This is a genomic window from Streptomyces sp. NPDC019531 (genome assembly GCF_044903305.1).
GTDB lineage: Bacteria > Actinomycetota > Actinomycetes > Streptomycetales > Streptomycetaceae > Streptomyces.
The window spans coordinates 1-17,016 of record NZ_JBJDQL010000012.1 but is presented as its reverse complement, the minus strand read 5'-3'; the positions used below and the strand labels follow the sequence as shown (position 1 = coordinate 17,016).

The following is a 17,016-nucleotide window of genomic DNA, read 5'->3' as shown; positions in this document are numbered from 1 at the left end:
CCTAGTTCTCGCCGTCCTCCTCCCAGCCGAAGCTCTTCTCCACCGCCTTGCGCCAGTTGTGGTACTGGCGGTCCCGGACGGACGCCTCCATGTTGGGCGTCCACTCGACGTCCTTCTGCCAGTGGGACTTCAGCTCGTCGAGGTCGTTCCACACGCCTGTGGCGAGCCCGGCCGCGTACGCGGCACCCAGACAGGTGGTCTCGGAGACCTTCGGCCGCACCACCGGAACGTCCAGCACATCCGCCAGGTGCTGCATGAGCAGGTTGTTCTTGGTCATGCCGCCGTCCACCTTCAGGGTGGTGATGTGCACCCCGGAGTCCTGGTACATGGCGTCCACGACCTCGCGGGTCTGCCAGCTCGTGGCCTCCAGGACCGCCCGCGCGAGGTGCGCCTTCGTGACGTACCGCGTGAGTCCCGTGACCACCCCGCGCGCGTCGGAGCGCCAATAGGGCGCGAACAGGCCGGAGAAGGCAGGCACGATGTACGCGCCGCCGTTGTCGTCGACGCTCGCGGCCAGAGGCTCGATCTCGTCGGCGTTTCGGATGATGCCCAGCTGGTCACGGAACCACTGGACCAGCGCGCCCGTTATGGCAATTGAGCCCTCCAGACAGTAGACCGGCGCCTCACCGCCGATTTTGTAGCCCATCGTCGTCAGCAGCCCGCTCTTCGACGGGACCGGCCGGTTGCCCGTGTTGAGCAGCAGGAAGGAGCCCGTACCGTACGTGTTCTTCGCCGTGCCCACGTCGTAGCAGGCCTGTCCGAACACGGCTGCCTGCTGGTCGCCCAGCGCCGATGCCACGGGGACGCCCGCGAGTTGGCCGACAGCGGTGCCGTACACCTCGGCGGACGACTTGATCTCGGGCAGGACGGCGTCCGGCACGTTCATCGCGGACAGGATGGACTGGTCCCACTGGAGGGTCTCCAGGTTCATCAGCATGGTCCGTCCGGCGTTCGTCACGTCGGTGACATGCTGCCCGCCGTCCGTGCCGCCGGTGAGGTTCCAGATGAGCCAGGAGTCGATGGTGCCGAAGGCGATCTCGCCGTTCTCGGCACGCGCGCGCAGTCCTGGCACGTTGTCCAGCAGCCAGGCCGCCTTCGGCCCCGAGAAGTAGGTGGCCAGCGGCAGCCCGGTCTGCTCACGGAACCGGTCCTGCCCGTCCGAGCCGCCGAGTTGCCTGGTCAGCGCAGCGGTACGGGTGTCCTGCCACACGATCGCGTTGTGCACGGGCTTGCCCGTCGCGCGGTCCCAAAGAACCGTCGTCTCACGCTGGTTGGTGATGCCCAGCGCGCTCAGCTGGTCGGCGCGCAGTCCGGCCTTGGCGATCGCTCCGGCGACCACGGCCTGCACTTTGGACCAGATCTCGGTGGCGTCGTGCTCCACCCAGCCGGGCTTGGGGAAGATCTGGCGGTGCTCGCGCTGGTCGACGGCCACGATCGCGCCGTCCTGGTTGAAGATGATGCAGCGGCTGGAGGTGGTGCCCTGGTCGATAGCGGCGACGAACCTGTCCGTCATGACGTCCCCTTCGTCGGTTCCTGCTCAAGGCTGCGTTGCACAAGGGCTGCGTTTCACGAGGGCCGTGTTTCAGAAGGCTGCGTTGAAGATGAGCCCGGACAGCGCCCCGCCGATCAGCGGTCCCACCACCGGGATCCAGGCGTAACCCCAGTCCGAGGTGCCCTTGTTGGGGATCGGCAGCAGGGCGTGGACGATGCGCGGGCCCAGGTCACGGGCCGGGTTGATGGCGTATCCGGTGGGCCCGCCGAGCGACAGACCGATGCCGACCACCAGGAAGGCGACGACCAAAACCGCGGTACCGGACTCGCCCAGCCCCTTGGTGAGTCCGAAGGCCAGGATCGGCAGGACCAGCCCGATCGTCGCGATGATCTCCGTGACCAGGTTCGCCACGGGGTTGCGGATCGCGGGCGCGGTGGAGAAGATCCCGAGCGTCGGCTGGGCGATCTCCTCCTCGGCGTTGGCCTGGAACTGCGCGTAGTAGACCAGCCAGCACAGGACCGCGCCGAGCATGGCGCCGACCATCTGCCCGGCGATGTAGAGGGGGACCTGGTCCCAGTCCCCGGTGTCGACGGCGATCCCGAGGGTCACAGCCGGGTTGAGGTGTCCGCCGGACAGCGGGGCGGCGGTGTACGCCCCCGCCAGCACACCGAAGCCCCAGCCGAACGCGATGACGACCCAGCCGGCGTCCTTCGCCTTGGAGTAGTTGAGTACGACGGCGGCGACCACGCCGGCGCCGAAGAGGATCAGAATCGCCGTACCGATGACCTCACCGAGAAATACGTCTCCGTTGCTCATGGCGGCTCCTAGGCCCTGGCCCGGGACGTTCCCGCCCCGGTCCTCCGTGCAGGGTTGCGGTTCCCTTGGCGAACTGCCGAGGGCAGGGAGGATTCCGCGCCCCGCCCGGCGTCCGCGACGAGCGTGCCGTCGTAGCCGAATCGCCCGTGGGGGTATGGGCCTTGGTCTGTGGGGGCCCGCGCGGCATGGTGCCTGGATACGCCGAGAATGTACGGCGATGTCGACTGACACCGGAAGTGTTCACCGGGCCCCGGGGGGCGTCAAGGTCGCTGACGACAACGGTTGGGACGGGACGACGAACCGCGGACCGTCGTACGACGGCGTCCTCGATGGGCGCGGGCGAGGCCGGCCGGGACACGGCCCGGACGCGTGCTCAGCCCCGCCCTGGCTCCGCCACCGCATAGCCCGTGGAAGTGGCCTCCGTGCCCGCTCCACGCCTGATCTCGTGCCCCGGCAAGCCTGCCCGCCCCACGACCCAACTAGCCCCGCTGAGCGCCTTCGCGGCCTTCTTCAGCGGCGCCAGGCACGCGGCCGCCTCCCGATGGTCCACCACACTGCCCGGCAGGCACACCACGGTGGCCAGCGACAGCGTCACGGGTCGCCCGCCCGCCGTCCAGGGCGCGTCGAGCACGGAGGCGGCAAGCGGGGCCAGCCCCTCCGGGTCCGTCAGCACCAGGAAGTCGTCCCAGCCGATGTGCCCCACGCGCGCGGTGTCGGCCGCGGCGTGCTGCAAGACCCGGCCCACCGACCTGATCAACTCGTCGCCCGCCGCGAATCCGGCCCCGTCGTTGACCTGTTTGAAGTGGTCGACGTCCAGCCAACTCAGCGCGAAAGTCCGCCCGGCCGCGACACACCGGTCCACCTCGGCCGTGATCGCGTCCGAACCGGGCAGCCGTGTCAGCGGGTTGAGGCCTGCTGCCTCCTCCACCCGGGTGTCGCTCAGCGCCCGTACGAGATCCGAGAGCCGCACGACGCCTACGCAGCGGCCGTACCGGTCGACCACGGCCACGTCGTCCGACGTACGGTCCCGGGCGCCGACGGCGACCACGTCCAGGACCTCCCAGGCCGTGGCGTCGATCCCCACCGTCCGCGGCGGATCACCGAGCTTGGCGGCGGGCCGGTCGGCGTACAGGGCGTGTCCGTAGCGGCCCGACATCGACAGCAGGAACCGTGACCGGTGCACCGAGCGGAACGGCACCCCGTTCCTGTCCACGAGCAGCACTCCGGACACGTCGGGAGACCCGGTGAGCAGCGCGCGCACCTGTCCCGCGGACGCGGTGGCCGGCAACAGCGCGGCGGGGCGCACGAACTCCCGTACCGACGGCCCGGACCGTGGTGGCGCCGCGTCACCGGGGGAGCGGGGCGGAACGTATACCTCCGCCGCGGGCAGCCGGGACGGCGGCGCGAACAGCGTGCCCTGCGCCAGCTGTGCACCGGCCGACAGGGCAGCCGTGTACTGCAGTTCCGTCTCCACGCCCTCGACGCACAGAAGCGCGCCGAGCTCGTCGCACAGGGTCCGCATCGCCCGTACCGCGGCAGGCCGGACCAGCAGCGACGTGTCGAGCTTCACGATGTCGGGCGACATGTCGACAAGCAGCCTCAGCGGTACGTCGCCGTCCCCGACTCCGTCCGCGCTGATCCGGAAGCCCTGTCCCCGCAGCTCGGCGACTGCCTCCAGCAGCGCCTGATGCGGCACATGCGTGTACGGCGGACCGACGTCGATCGTGATCTCCCACGGCAGCCGCCCCGCCTCACGTACCGCGTGGTGCAGCGGAGTGAGTCCGCCGAGGTCGGCGAGCGTGCCCGCGAACACATTGACATGCAGCGGCAGCAGCGTCTCCCTGCGCGCGGCCGCCCGTACAGCCAACACGGTGAGCTGTCCGTCGAGTTCGGGGTCGCGGCGGGCCTGAGCCAGGATGTCGCCGGTCTCCGGACGGGCGAGTATCTCCAGCCCTGCCACTCCACCGGTCGCCAGATTGACCACCGGTTGGAAGGCGAAGCGGAGAGTGTCCGTCCAGGAGCGCACGGGAGCATACTGGCGCCATTCGTGCATGCCCAAGCGCAGTTCATGAGACGTTCACGCAGGATTCCGGGGCCCTCACGCAGCGTATGAGAAACCCCTTTCCCCGCATCACCGCACGGCTATCACCGCCGACCCATGTCCGAACAGGCCCTGGTTCGCGCTGATCCCCACGCGCGCGTCCGGAACCTGCCGTTCCCCCGAGTCCCCCCGCAACTGCCAGGTCAGCTCGCACACCTGGGCGATCGCCTGGGCAGGGACCGCCTCACCGAAAGAGGCGAGCCCCCCGCTCATATTGACCGGCATGCGCCCACCCGAGGCCGTCGCTCCCTCCCGCAGGAGCTTCGCTCCCTCACCCTCCCCGCACAGCCCGAGGTCCTCGTACCACTGCAACTCCAGGGCGGTGGACAGGTCGTACACCTCGGCCAGGGAGAGGTCCTCCGGCCCGGCACCGGCCTCCTCGTACGCCGCGCGAGCGATCGAGGCGCGGAAGGTGTCGGCCGCTGGTTCGACCGCGACGGCCGAGTCCGTCGCGATGTCCGGCAGGTCCAGCACCGTGTTCGGATACGTCGGCGTCACCGTCGACACCGCCCTGATCCGCACCGGCTCGGACCTGCCCCGCCGACGCGCGAACTCCATGCTGGAGAGCACCAGCGCGGCCCCGCCGTCCGAGGTGGCACAGATGTCAAGCAGCCGCAGCGGATCGGCCACCACGGCGGAGGCCGCGACCTCTTCCGCGGTCACCCGCTTCCGGTACCGCGCATACGGATTCAACGCGCCCATGGCGGAGTTCTTCACCTTGACCTGCGCGAAGTCTTCCGGAGTGTCTTTGTGCACGGCCATCCTCCTGCGGGCGTACAGCCCGAAGTAGGTCGGATTGGTCGCCCCGAGGATCCGGAACCGCAGCCAGTCCGGATCGTCCGGCCGGTCGCCGCCCGCGGGCCGGAAGAACCCCTTGGGCGCAGCGTCAGCGCCGACCACGAGCACCACGTCGGCGAGGCCCGCGAGGATCTGCGCCCGCGCGGCCGACACCGCCTGCGCTCCGGATGCGCACGCCGCGTACACGCTGGTGACGCGGGCGCCCTGCCAGCCCAGCGCCTTCGCGAAGGTCGCCCCCGCCACATGACCGGGATAGCCGCCCCGCACGGTGTCGGCGCCGACGATCGAGCCGACGTCCCGCCACTCCAGACCCGCGTCGGCCAGCGCCGCACGGGCCGCCACCACTCCGTACTCGACGAAACCGCGCCCCCACTTGCCCCAGGGGTGCATGCCCACGCCGAGCACCGCCACCTCTCCCGTCATGTCGTCACCCCCGTCGGCCGCCAGTGCCACGTCGTCCAGACCGTCTCCCCGTCCTCATGGAGCACACCGGGGACGACCTCCACCTCCGTGCCCACCGAAAGATCGGCGACGGTCACCCCCGGAACCGCCTGCCCCAGCACCACGATCCGCTCAGCGGCCAGCTCCACAGCGATCAACGTGTACGGCTCCCACGGAAGTTCCGGATCGGTCACATACGGTGACGGCGGCCGATACCGGCCATCTGTGTAGGACCAGACGCGACCGCGGCGCGAAAGGGGAATCTCCGCCAGATCTCCACCGGCGCATCCGGGGTTGCGGCAATGGCCGTCCTCACGCGGGAAAAAGACCGAGGCGCAGGCGGAGCAACGCGTGCCGAGAAGCGTGAACCCGTCTTCGTCACCGGCGAACCACCCGGCGACCACTGGTGTGCGCGTGCGTGGCAACATCCCTCCCCAGGACTCGATCTGACGATACGTCAGAAGTGTCGCACGGGCGGCCGCGAAGAGGCAGGGGCCCAACGGAACCGGAGCTACCGGTGATCGGATACAGTCCGCCGCGTGTCCGAAACTCAGCACTCCATCCCCAACTCCGCGCCCGGCACCCACTGTTCGAGCTGCGGAGCGCCCTACGGAGAGGGCGTCGCGGGCTGGCCCCGCACCTGTCCCGTCTGCAGCACCGTGGCCTACCGCAACCCCTTGCCGGTCGCCGTCGCACTCCAGCCCGTGTACGACACCCAGGGCACCGCCCTGGTCGTCATCACCCGAACCATCGCCCCCGCGCGCGGAGGCATCGCACTCCCCGGCGGTTACATCGACGACCGCGAGGACTGGCGCCATGCCCTGGTCCGTGAGCTCAAGGAAGAGACCGGCATCGACGCGGCGAGCCGCGACGTACGACTCGTCGACGCGCTGAGCTCGCCCGACGGGCACCTGCTGCTGTTCGGAGTGCTGCCGGAGCGCCCCGCCGACGGTCTCCCGAGGTCAGCCGCCACGGACGAGACGGAGGGCTGGCACCTTCTGCGCAGGCCGGAGGAGCTCGCCTTTCCCCTGCACACCCTGGCCGTACGGGCCTGGTTCGAGGGCCGCTACGTCTGAGCCTCAGCGCGCTCCGAGCCCGCGCAGCCGCACCGGGTGGGACGGTTCGTTCAGGCCGTGCTCACTTTCCCGCTGAACGACCACCTTCCGGCCCTCCCAGCGGGCGACGTAGCGCTCGATCTCCGGTTCGTGCCATCCGTCGCCCGCATCCTCGACGATGAGCCCGCCCCCGCTCTGTCCCCGGCCGGGCGCCCACACCTCCAACTGGAGACCGCCGTCGTCGCCCCGCACCGGAATGACGGCACCCGCGCGCGCGAGCACCGGGATCCTGGACAGCGGAGCGTCGACGAGCACCTGCCCCGGCCCCTCGTACGCCTGCTCCGTCGTCGTGTCGTACCAGCGGCCCCGCGGCAGCTGGACCGCACGCCGGTCGCTGCCCGGATCGAGAACCGGTGCCACGAGCAGGCAGTCACCCAGCAGGAAGGTGTCCTCGCAGTCCCGTAGGGCGCGGTCCTCCGGCGCGGACCACCACAAGGGCCGCACATAAGGCGCTCCGGTACGCCGGGCCAGCTGTGCGAGCGTCATGAAGTACGGCAGCAGCCGTCGGCGTTCCAGGAGCGCCACGCGCGCGTGCTCCAGTACCTCGGGGCCGAACTCCCACGGCTCCCTGCGCCCCGCTCGCAGACTCGCGTGCGTACGGAACAGCGGCAGCCAGGCGCCGAGTTGGAACCAGCGCAGATACAGCTCGGGTGACGGGCTCCCGTCGAAGCCGCCCACATCGGGCCCGGAGTACGGCACCCCGCACAGCCCGAGCCCCATCACGAGCGACAGCGAGGCGCGCAGCCCGGGCCACCCGGTGGCCACGTCGCCGGACCAGGTGCCGCCGTAGCGCTGCATGCCGGCCCATCCGGAGCGAGAGAACAGGAAAGGCCGCTCATCGGGCACCAGCTCGCGCAGCCCCTCGTACCCGGCCTGGGCCATGCACAGCGCGAAGACGTTGTGCGCCTCCTGATGATCGCCGCCCCGGCCCTCCAGCAGGTGCCTGGCGGATCGCGGCAGAGTGGACTCCCCGAAGGCGTTGAACGACGTGGGCTCGTTCATGTCGTGCCAGAAGCCCGCGAACCCCGCTGTGAGCCTCTCCTGGTAGAGGCGACCCCACCACGCACGCACGTGTGCGTGCGTGAAGTCCGGATAGACCGCCTCGCCGGGCCATACGACCCCTTCCACGAGCCGCCCGGACGCGTCCCGCACGAAGACGTCCTCGGCCGTGCCGCTGTCGTAGACGGCGTTGCCCGGCGCGGCCTTGACCGCGGGGTTGACGATCGACACCAGGCGGATGCCGTCCCGCCGCAGGTCCTCGGCCAGTTGGGGCAGCTTGGGGAAGCGCTCATGGTCGACGGTGAACACCTGATGCTCGTCCAAGTGGTCGATGTCCAGATGAACGGCGTCGAGCGGCAGACCGTGTTCCTGGTAACCGGCGACGATCCGCCGCACCTCCTGCTCGCTGCCGAAGCCCCAGCGGGCGTGATGATGGCCGAGCGCCCACGACGGAGGCAGGGCGGGCGCACCGGTCAACGAGGCCCAGGCGAGCAGCACACGCGCGGGCGTGCCCACCATCACCCAGCAGCGCAGGGGACCGCCGTCCATCCGCAGCTCGCTCGTCCCCGCCCGGTCGTGCCCGGACCCGGCACCCTCCTCGCCCTCCCGCAGGGTCACGGTGCCGTCCCACGAGGTGTCGTGGAACACGAGGTGGGTGGCGGCGTCGGCCACCACCAGCTGCACTGGCATCGTGACGTACAGCGGATCGTCGCCCGGACCGAACGCCCGACCGGGGTCGGTGTTCCACAGCCGATACGTTCCGTCCCGCAACCGTGGGCCCGACGCCCGTCCCCCCAGCCCGAAGAACCGCGCGTCCGCGCCGACCTCGGACCGCTGCATCCAGCGTGCCGCGCCGCCGCTCGCCGGTTCCCACCACCGGGGCGGCAGATCCCGGCGCAGTGTCACCCCGCCGGGCGTACGCACCTCGACCGCGCCGTGCCGGGACACCATGACCGTCGCCCGCTCGGCCACGACCCGCCAGCCGCCGTCCTTGTCCGGCTCCAGCACCGCCCGTGGATCCGGCTCCGGACAGTGACTTCCGAGCGCGTACGACGGCTCGGGCGCGGCTCCGTCCCATCCCCAGAAGACCGCTCCGTTCACCGCGACGACAATCCGCAGTTCGGAGCGGCTGAACCGGACGACACCCCCACCCGGCCCCGGCTCGACACCCTGTACAGGACCCGGCACCCGCGCGCGTTCGGCCCCCCGCGCCGGCAGCCCGGCGGCGTCGGTACGCCTCCTGCGCCACGCAGCGCGCACGGTACGCAACCCCTGGGGCGTCCCCACAGAACCAACCGCCTTCACCGAACGCACCAGGTCACGACCGTTCATGCTGCTCACCCTGCCACTCACTGCCCCACCCGCGCGGTCCGTTCAACTGCCGTTCACCCGTGCCGGGACCACATCTTCACGACACGGACTATGTGGGCCGCACCCTGGCGTAGAAGTTGATCACATGGCATCGTCCCTGTCAGCCGCGTCACGCGCACACCCCAGCCCGTGCGCGGGAGACGCACACGACGCGCACAGTCCGGGAGCCGCCCCATGTCGACCGTGAAACCCCAGCCGCTCTGGCAGCCAGACCCGCAGCGCATCGCCCGGTCCCAGGTCACCGGATTCCAGGCATGGGCGGCCGAACACCACGGCGCTCCGGCCGAAGGAGGCTACGCGGCCCTCCACCGCTGGTCCGTGGACGAGCTGGAGACGTTCTGGAAAGCCGTCACCCAATGGTTCGACGTACGGTTCTCGACGCCCTACGCGCGCGTGCTGGGCGCCCGCTCGATGCCCGGCGCCGAATGGTTCCCGGGAGCCACTCTCAACTACGCCGAGCACGCCCTGCGCGCGGCCGAGACCCGCCCGGGCGACCCCGCCCTCCTGTACGTCGACGAGATCCATGAGCCGCAGCCGATGACCTGGTCCGAGCTGCGCCGCCAGGTCGGCTCCCTGGCCGCCGAGCTGCGCGCCCTGGGAGTACGGCCGGGAGACCGCGTCAGCGGCTACCTCCCGAACATCACAGAGGCCGTCGTCGCCCTCCTCGCCACGGCCGCGGTGGGCGCCGTCTGGACGTCCTGCGCCCCCGACTTCGGCGCCCGCAGCGTCCTGGACCGTTTCCAGCAGGTCGAGCCGGTGATCCTGTTCACCGTCGACGGATACCGCTACGGCGGCAAGGAGCACGACCGCCGAGAGACGGTCGCCGAACTCCGCGGCGAGCTGCCCTCCCTGCGCGCCGTCGTCCACATCCCGCTCCTGGGCACCGAGGCCCCCGAAGGCGCCCTGGAGTGGTCGGCCCTGACGAGTGCCGACACCGAGCCGGTCTTCGAACAGGTGCCCTTCGCCCACCCCCTGTGGGTCCTCTACTCCTCGGGCACGACCGGACTGCCCAAGGCGATCGTCCAGTCCCAGGGCGGCATCCTCGTCGAGCATCTGAAGCAGCTCGGCCTGCACTGCGACCTCGGCCCCGAGGACCGTTTCTTCTGGTACACCTCCACGGGCTGGATGATGTGGAACTTCCTCGTCTCCGGCCTCCTCACCGGCACGACCGTTGTCCTGTACGACGGCAGCCCCAGCTACCCGGACATCGGCGCCCAGTGGCGGGTCGCCGAACGCACGGGTGCCACGCTCTACGGCACCTCGGCCGCGTACGTCATGGCCTGCCGCAAAGCCGACGTGCGCCCAGGACGCGACTTCGACCTCTCCAAGGTGCAGTGCGTGGCCACCACCGGCTCACCGCTCCCGCCCGACGGTTTCCGCTGGCTGCACGACGAGGTCCGCGAGGATCTGTGGATCGCCTCCGTCAGCGGTGGCACGGACGTGTGCTCCTGCTTCGCGGGCGCCGTACCGACCCTGCCCGTCTACATCGGGGAGCTCCAGGCACCCAGCCTGGGCACCGACCTGCAGTCCTGGGATCCGGGCGGCGATCCTCTGATCGACGAGGTCGGCGAGCTGGTCGTCGCCAACCCCATGCCGTCGATGCCGATCCACTTCTGGAACGACCCCGACGGCAGCCGCTATCACGACAGTTACTTCGACACCTATCCCGGCGTATGGCGCCACGGCGACTGGATCACCGTCACCTCACGCGGCTCGGTCGTGATCCACGGCCGCTCCGACTCGACGCTCAACCGGCAGGGCGTCCGCATGGGTTCGGCCGACATCTACGAGGCCGTGGAACGGCTCCCCGAGATCAGGGAATCCCTGGTCATCGGCATCGAACAGCCCGACGGCGGCTACTGGATGCCCCTGTTCGTGCAGCTGATCCCGGGAGCGGCCCTGGACCAGGCACTTCTTGACCGCATCAAGCAGACCATCCGCGAGAACCTCTCACCCCGCCACGTCCCCGACGAGGTCATCGAGGTACCCGGCATCCCGCACACCCTCACGGGGAAGCGCATCGAGGTCCCCGTCAAGCGTCTCCTCCAGGGCACCCCACTGGAGAAGGCCGTCAACCCCGGCTCCATCGACAATCTCGACCTGCTGCACTTCTACGAGGATCTGGCCCGCAAGCGCTCCTGACGGAGCGTCAGCAACCGTAAGTGGCCTCGGACTCACCAAGTACGCCGGCGAAGTTCCGAGGCCAGCCGCGCCGCGTCGGCCGGCTCCAGTTCGGCGACGCTGATCCGCACATACGGCCCGGACGACAACCGGAACCGCACCCCGCCCGCGACCCACCAGCCGTACGACCGCAGCCCGTTCACCACAGTCGACTCGTCCGGAACGGGCACCCACACTTTCATTCCGCTCGCCTCGTGCGCCGCGATGCCCCGGTCGCCGAGCTCTCGCATGAGCGCGCTCCGGCGCAGCGCGGGTCTCCCGGGCGAGAGCCGTCAACGCGCGCGTGCGGTCGTCCGTGAGAAGCCGATAGACCGTCTCCTGGAGCAGATGACTGACCCACCCGGAGGTCAGCAGAAGCCGCCCGTCGTGTCGGCCAGGGGGATCGGATCACATGCGGCGGCCGCCCACCGCCAGTCCGTTCCCGGGAACCTGCTCACCGTCCGCAACATGCACCCAGCGCTGCGAGCAAGGCATCGGGCAGCACTCCCTGTGAGTCGACAGCCACGGGCACCATGCGCAGACCCAACGCCGTGACCAGGTCCAGCAGATGGTGGTAACCGGGATCCTCCATGGCCACGGTGTCGCCGGTCCGTAGCTCGATGGAGAGCAGCCGCCCGACCAGATCCAGCGCTCCGCGTCACATGCTCCACGGGCACCCCGTCGGGCTCCAGCCATGTGCGTACGGCGTCCTCAAGCCGGGCCAGCCGCAGCGTCGAACGGCGTGAACGAGCGCCAGGGGAAAGCCGAGAGGGGCACGAGACCTGGGAGCAGTCGCGGATCGGGGTGACCGCCCGCCAAGATCGTCCGCGAGGCGCCGCACCGGAGGCAGTGCCGCTCCGGACGCCAAGGAGCTGTCGGCCACGGCCCGTTCGACGGAGGCGGCAATTCCCTTGGCCGTCGCACCACTGAAGCGTTCCCGGAGGCCGCGACGGACGCAGCATGCTCGTTATCGCGCTCGTCGACCGCACCGGCAGCGTGACTATGGGCGTCCGTCTCCGTCCTCTGCTGCACCTATGTCCGCGGACTCTCCCTCGCCCAGCTCGGCACGCTCGCCGCGGTCGCCGGAGCCGTCGGTATCGCCGGCGCACCGATAGGAGGCAAGCTCGCCGACCGGCTCCCCACCGCCCAGGTCCTGCTGATCGTCCAGCTCATGGCTGCCTCCGCGGTGGGCAGCTTCGGAGACCGTGCCGCGAGCATCCTCACCAAGCCCCACGCCAACACACCGAAACGGACGCGCACCGCTCCTGGTGGTCCTCAACAACGTCATGGTCGTGGCTCTCCAGGTTCCGCTGGCCCGGTTCGGCACCAGCACGGCTGCCGCCCGGAACCTGTTCATCCCGCTCTCCGTCACCTTTGCCCCGGGCGGAATCACGACGGCCCTCGCGGCCACCGGCGAATCCGTCACCGCCACGCTGCTCCTCACCGCCGCGGCCGCCGTCTTCACCCTGGCCGAGATGCTCCACGCCACCATCTCGTGGGAGCTCGCCCTCGCCCTCGCCCTCGATACCGCTCAGGGCGCCTACCTGGGCGGTCATCACCGGCCCGGCGGGAGGGGCCACCTTCAGGCACGATCATCGCCCTGACCTGCGCAGTCCAGCATCGACTGGTCCGGGCCCGTCTCGACCGGACCGCATTGTCAGTGCCGCCGGTTACTGTGAGTGAGCATTGATCGACTGTGCACAGGGGGAAACATGGCGCACACCGACCACCAGAGGATGCGACGCGTCCTGCGCCGCGAAATCGCCGGCACCATCGGCCTGCTCACCGACGAACACGACTTCCGCGCCATGCGGCGCTACCGCAGCTTTACCTTCGACGACCACGCGACCTACCTGAAACAGGTCGAAGACCTCTTGAGGACCCGCGCCTCACAGGGCAGCCACACGACCATCGCCCTCTTCGACCCGCAGGAGTACGCCGACTTCTGCGAGGATACGGGCCTGAACCCGGACATCCCGTCCAGCCGCACACGCTTCACAGCCGAACTCGCCACCACCGGACCGACGCTCCCATACGAGGGCCAGCCCCTCACCGAGCTCGTACCAGCCCTCGTGGACGAAGCCGTCCGCCAAGCCACCTGGGAGTACGCGACCACACTCCTAGCCCGCCTAGGTGCCTGCGGCTCCTGCGGGGAGGACATCGGCCGCGCGGCCTTCACTCGGGCCTCGGATCTCGTCGTCCGGATCCTCGACACAGCCCAGCCGGGCGAACACCACCTCGTCTGCAGTGTCACCGGCACCCCGGAGACCCTCCTCGCCGTCCTCCACTCCGACGAGAACACCGACGGCGCCGTACAACTCGACGAGGCCGAGGCCCTCGAATTCACCACCGTCCTCGCACTCGGCATCGCCGCCCAGAGCCCCGGCGGACTCGTCATGCGCACCACCACCCCGGGGACCACCGACCGCATCTACGGCTGGCGCCTGCGTGGCGACGGCCTCGAACCCCTCACTGCCGGAGAAGTCTTCGACGCCTACTGCACCGACATCGACTCAGGCGACCTGATCTCCCCGGAATCGGACGTCGACTACTGCGTGCCACCCGACCTCGGACCGGAGGGACAGACACCGCGCCACAACCACTGAGCACGTAGAGGGCGCCCCACCCGCAGGTGGAGCGCCCTCTACGAACCCTCGGTCGGCCGACTCGGTCCGACTACTCGCCCGACAGCACCGCCTGAGCCGCGTCGCGAGCCTCTTCGGCGCTGTCGGCAGCCCGTGCGGCCGCAGCCGCACGCTCGCACTGCGCCAGCGTGTACTTCGCCAACGTCGCCCGGACATAGGGAATGGACGCCGCGCCCATGGAAAGAGAGGTGACTCCGAGTCCGGTCAGTACACAGGCGAGCAGCGGGTCGGAGGCGGCCTCGCCACAGACACCGCAGCTCTTTCCCTCGGCCTTCGCCGACTCGGCGGACAGCGCAACCAGGTCGAGGAGCGCGGGCTGCCAGGGATCCTGCAGCCGCGACACCGCACCCACCTGACGGTCGGCGGCGAAGGTGTACTGCGCGAGGTCGTTGGTCCCCAGAGACAGGAACTCGACCTCCTGAAGGATCGACCGCGCCCGCAGCGCGGCCGAGGGGATCTCCACCATCGCACCGAACTTCGCCCGAAGTCCTGCCTCCCGGCAAGCGTCGGCGAACGCCCTGGCATCGGCGCGGTCCGCCACCATGGGGGCCATGACCTCAAGGTAGACCGGCAGCCCCTCGGCAGCCTTGGCCAGCGCCGTCAGCTGGGTGCGCAGCACCTCCGGGTGGTCCAGCAGCGTCCGCAGTCCACGCACGCCCAGCGCCGGGTTCGGTTCGTCGGACGGCGTCAGGAAGTCCAGCGGCTTGTCCGCGCCCGCGTCCAGCACCCGGACTACGACGCGCCCCTCGGGGAACGCCTCAAGGACCTGGCGGTAGGCCCCGACCTGCTTCTCCTCCGACGGAGCGTTCTTGCTGTCGTCGAGAAAGAGGAACTCGGTACGGAAGAGACCGACACCCTCGGCGCCCGCCTCGACCGCGGCTGGCACGTCCGCCGGACCGCCGACATTGGCCAGCAGTGGCACCTTGTGGCCGTCTGCAGTGGCACCCGGGCCCGTCGACGCGGCGAGCGCGGCCTTCCGCTTGGCCGCGGCGGCCTTCAACTCGTCCTTCTTCTCGTCGCTCGGGTTCACGAAGATGTCGCCGGTGCTGCCGTCGACGGCGATGACCGTACCCTCGGCAAGCTCACCGGCACCCGGCAGGGCCACCACGGCCGGCACGCCGAGCGCCCGCGCCAGAATCGCGCTGTGGCTGGTCGGTCCGCCCTCCTCGGTGACGAAACCCAGGACGAGCGTCGGGTCCAGCAGAGCGGTGTCGGCGGGCGCGAGATCACGCGCCACCAGGACATACGGCTCGTCGCTGTCCGGCACACCCGGCATGGGCACCCCGAGCAGACGAGCGACGATACGATTCCGCACGTCGTCGAGGTCGGCGACCCGTCCGGCGAGGTACTCCCCGGCGCCCGCCAGGAGCTCGCGGTACGCGGCGAACGCGTCGTACACGGCACGCTCAGCCGTGCTGCCGACCGCGATACGCCGGTCCACGTCGGCCATCAGCTCGGGGTCCTGCGCCATCATGGCCTGCGCTTCCAGCACCGCCTGGGCCTCGCCCCCCGCCAGATTTCCGCGCGCCATAAGGTCTGCTGCCACAGCCTCGACGGCCTGGCGGGCGCGCCCCTGTTCCCGCTCCGCGTCCCCCGCCGGAATCTGCTTGGCAGGCGGCTCCAGCACCGCCGTTCCCATGTGCCGAACCTCGCCGATCGCCACCCCGTGGCTCACGCCGACGCCTCGCAGCGTTGTCTCCATCTCACCCGTCTCCGATAGTGCGGCGGGTCCCGCCGCCGCGATGGTTGTCGTCTCTACTTGCCGTCATACGACGGCAGCAACGTCACTTCCAGACGAAGAGACTGTCGCCGGCCTTCACGTCGCCGTCGTCACGGAGTTCGGAGAGGGCCTCAGCCGTGGCCTCCAGCGCCACGACCGGACAGACCGCGGACTTGCCGGCGGCCTCGACTGCCGCCGGGTTCCAACGCACGACAGCCTGACCGCGTGTGACGGTGTCGCCCTTGCTCACCAGCAGCTCGAAACCCTCACCGTTGAGCTGCACTGTGTCGATGCCGAGGTGGACGAGCACACCGTGCCCCTGTTCATCCACAACGACGAACGCGTGCGGGTGGAGAGAGACGATCACTCCGTCGACGGGCGCGACCGCCTCGGACGGTTCACGTACGGGATCGATCGCCGTACCCGGGCCGACCATGGCTCCGGAGAAGACCGGATCCGGCACAGCGGCCAGTCCGATGGCGCGTCCTGCAAGAGGGGACGTCACGGTGGTCATGGGAGGCCTCCCAGGGGTGGAGCTGCGTATATGGGCCGTCACTGCCTGTCTCGGACGACTCTGTCCAGCAGCGTATGTCAGATGAACTGAGCGTTCCGCACGGAAGATACCGGCTAGTGGTCTAGACCACCAGTCCCAAGGGATTTGCACCGCCTTCGAGGCCCCGTGTACAGTCGTACCCCTGCTTGAGGTTGAGCGACGCGACCAAGCGTCCTCGCCTGGCAGCATCCAACTTGTCAGATCCTATCTCGGGGTCACTTTCTGCATGCCTGCAGGAGGGTGGTCAGAGGGCCGGAAAAACACTGATAGAGTTTGGGACACCGAAGGGAAGCGCCTGGAGGAAAGCCCGAGAGGGTGAGTACGAAGGAAGCGTCCGTTCCTTGAGAACTCAACAGCGTGCCAAAAATCAACGCCAGATATGTTGATACCCCGTCTCCAGCATCTGCTGGGGCGAGGTTCCTTTGAAGAAAACACAGCGAGGACGCTGTGAGCGACTGCCTTATTCCGGTGGTCGCTCCGCTCTCGTGATGTGTGCACCCGATTACGGGTAAACATTCACGGAGAGTTTGATCCTGGCTCAGGACGAACGCTGGCGGCGTGCTTAACACATGCAAGTCGAACGATGAACCACTTCGGTGGGGATTAGTGGCGAACGGGTGAGTAACACGTGGGCAATCTGCCCTTCACTCTGGGACAAGCCCTGGAAACGGGGTCTAATACCGGATATCACTACCGCAGGCATCTGTGGTGGTTGAAAGCTCCGGCGGTGAAGGATGAGCCCGCGGCCTATCAGCTTGTTGGTGAGGTAATGGCTCACCAAGGCGACGACGGGTAGCCGGCCTGA

At 69.5% G+C, this 17,016-nt stretch carries 13 protein-coding genes and 1 rRNA gene; 5 read left to right on the top strand and 9 right to left on the bottom strand.

The features are described from left to right. Position 1 precedes the first annotated feature (1 nt). The 5 genes from glpK to ACI2L1_RS16795 form a co-directional block, all read right to left on the bottom strand. Positions 2-1,513, bottom strand: coding sequence for a glycerol kinase GlpK (glpK, locus tag ACI2L1_RS16815; RefSeq protein ID WP_404740080.1), 1,512 nt, complete (start codon positions 1,511-1,513; stop codon positions 2-4). Between the two features lie 69 nt (positions 1,514-1,582). Beyond that, entirely contained in the window at positions 1,583-2,308 is a 726-nt protein-coding gene (locus ACI2L1_RS16810) for an MIP/aquaporin family protein (RefSeq protein ID WP_404740079.1), read from the bottom strand. 373 nt (positions 2,309-2,681) lie between these two features. After that, positions 2,682-4,334, bottom strand: a complete 1,653-nt coding sequence (locus ACI2L1_RS16805) for a GGDEF domain-containing protein (protein ID WP_404740078.1) — start codon at positions 4,332-4,334, stop codon at positions 2,682-2,684. A 105-nt stretch (positions 4,335-4,439) separates the two neighbouring features. Then, entirely contained in the window at positions 4,440-5,630 is a 1,191-nt protein-coding gene (locus tag ACI2L1_RS16800; protein ID WP_404740077.1) for a lipid-transfer protein, read from the bottom strand. Further along, positions 5,627-6,052: a Zn-ribbon domain-containing OB-fold protein gene (locus ACI2L1_RS16795; protein ID WP_404740218.1), complete on the bottom strand. Its 426-nt coding sequence runs from the start codon at positions 6,050-6,052 to the stop codon at positions 5,627-5,629. Before ACI2L1_RS16795 ends, ACI2L1_RS16800 begins: the two co-directional genes overlap by 4 nt. Before the next feature lie 135 nt (positions 6,053-6,187). On the opposite strand from ACI2L1_RS16795, the gene ACI2L1_RS16790 reads away from it, so the two are divergent. After that, a complete protein-coding gene (locus ACI2L1_RS16790; protein ID WP_404740076.1) occupies positions 6,188-6,724 on the top strand; it encodes an NUDIX domain-containing protein in 537 nt (178 codons plus the stop codon). Between the two features lie 3 nt (positions 6,725-6,727). On the opposite strand, the gene ACI2L1_RS16785 is transcribed toward ACI2L1_RS16790, so the two are convergent. Next, a complete protein-coding gene (locus ACI2L1_RS16785) occupies positions 6,728-9,094 on the bottom strand; it encodes a glycoside hydrolase family 31 protein (RefSeq protein ID WP_404740075.1) in 2,367 nt (788 codons plus the stop codon). A gap of 213 nt (positions 9,095-9,307) precedes the next feature. On the opposite strand from ACI2L1_RS16785, the gene ACI2L1_RS16780 reads away from it, so the two are divergent. Further along, entirely contained in the window at positions 9,308-11,275 is a 1,968-nt protein-coding gene (locus ACI2L1_RS16780) for an acetoacetate--CoA ligase (RefSeq protein WP_404740074.1), read from the top strand. Between the two features lie 32 nt (positions 11,276-11,307). Here the strand turns inward: ACI2L1_RS16780 and ACI2L1_RS16775 are convergent, their stop codons facing one another. Then, the gene (locus ACI2L1_RS16775; protein ID WP_404740073.1) at positions 11,308-11,544 is read right to left on the bottom strand and encodes a hypothetical protein; all 237 of its coding nucleotides are present in this window, start codon (positions 11,542-11,544) and stop codon (positions 11,308-11,310) included. Positions 11,545-12,585: 1,041 nt separating this feature from the next. On the opposite strand from ACI2L1_RS16775, the gene ACI2L1_RS16770 reads away from it, so the two are divergent. Together ACI2L1_RS16770 and ACI2L1_RS16765 are read left to right on the top strand one after the other, a co-directional pair. Beyond that, complete coding sequence (locus tag ACI2L1_RS16770; RefSeq protein ID WP_404740072.1) at positions 12,586-12,897, top strand: hypothetical protein; 312 nt, start codon at positions 12,586-12,588, stop codon at positions 12,895-12,897. A gap of 108 nt (positions 12,898-13,005) precedes the next feature. After that, positions 13,006-13,899 carry a hypothetical protein gene (locus tag ACI2L1_RS16765; protein ID WP_404740071.1) on the top strand — a complete coding sequence of 298 codons (894 nt, stop codon included), beginning with the start codon at positions 13,006-13,008 and terminating at the stop codon, positions 13,897-13,899. A 70-nt stretch (positions 13,900-13,969) separates the two neighbouring features. Here the strand turns inward: ACI2L1_RS16765 and ptsP are convergent, their stop codons facing one another. Together ptsP and ACI2L1_RS16755 are read right to left on the bottom strand one after the other, a co-directional pair. After that, positions 13,970-15,640: a phosphoenolpyruvate--protein phosphotransferase gene (gene ptsP / locus ACI2L1_RS16760; protein ID WP_404740070.1), complete on the bottom strand. Its 1,671-nt coding sequence runs from the start codon at positions 15,638-15,640 to the stop codon at positions 13,970-13,972. Positions 15,641-15,722: 82 nt separating this feature from the next. Next, complete coding sequence (locus ACI2L1_RS16755; RefSeq protein WP_404740069.1) at positions 15,723-16,172, bottom strand: PTS glucose transporter subunit IIA; 450 nt, start codon at positions 16,170-16,172, stop codon at positions 15,723-15,725. Between the two features lie 554 nt (positions 16,173-16,726). Here ACI2L1_RS16755 and ACI2L1_RS16750 point away from each other — a divergent pair. Beyond that, positions 16,727-17,016 (top strand): 16S ribosomal RNA (locus ACI2L1_RS16750); the annotation flags it as partial.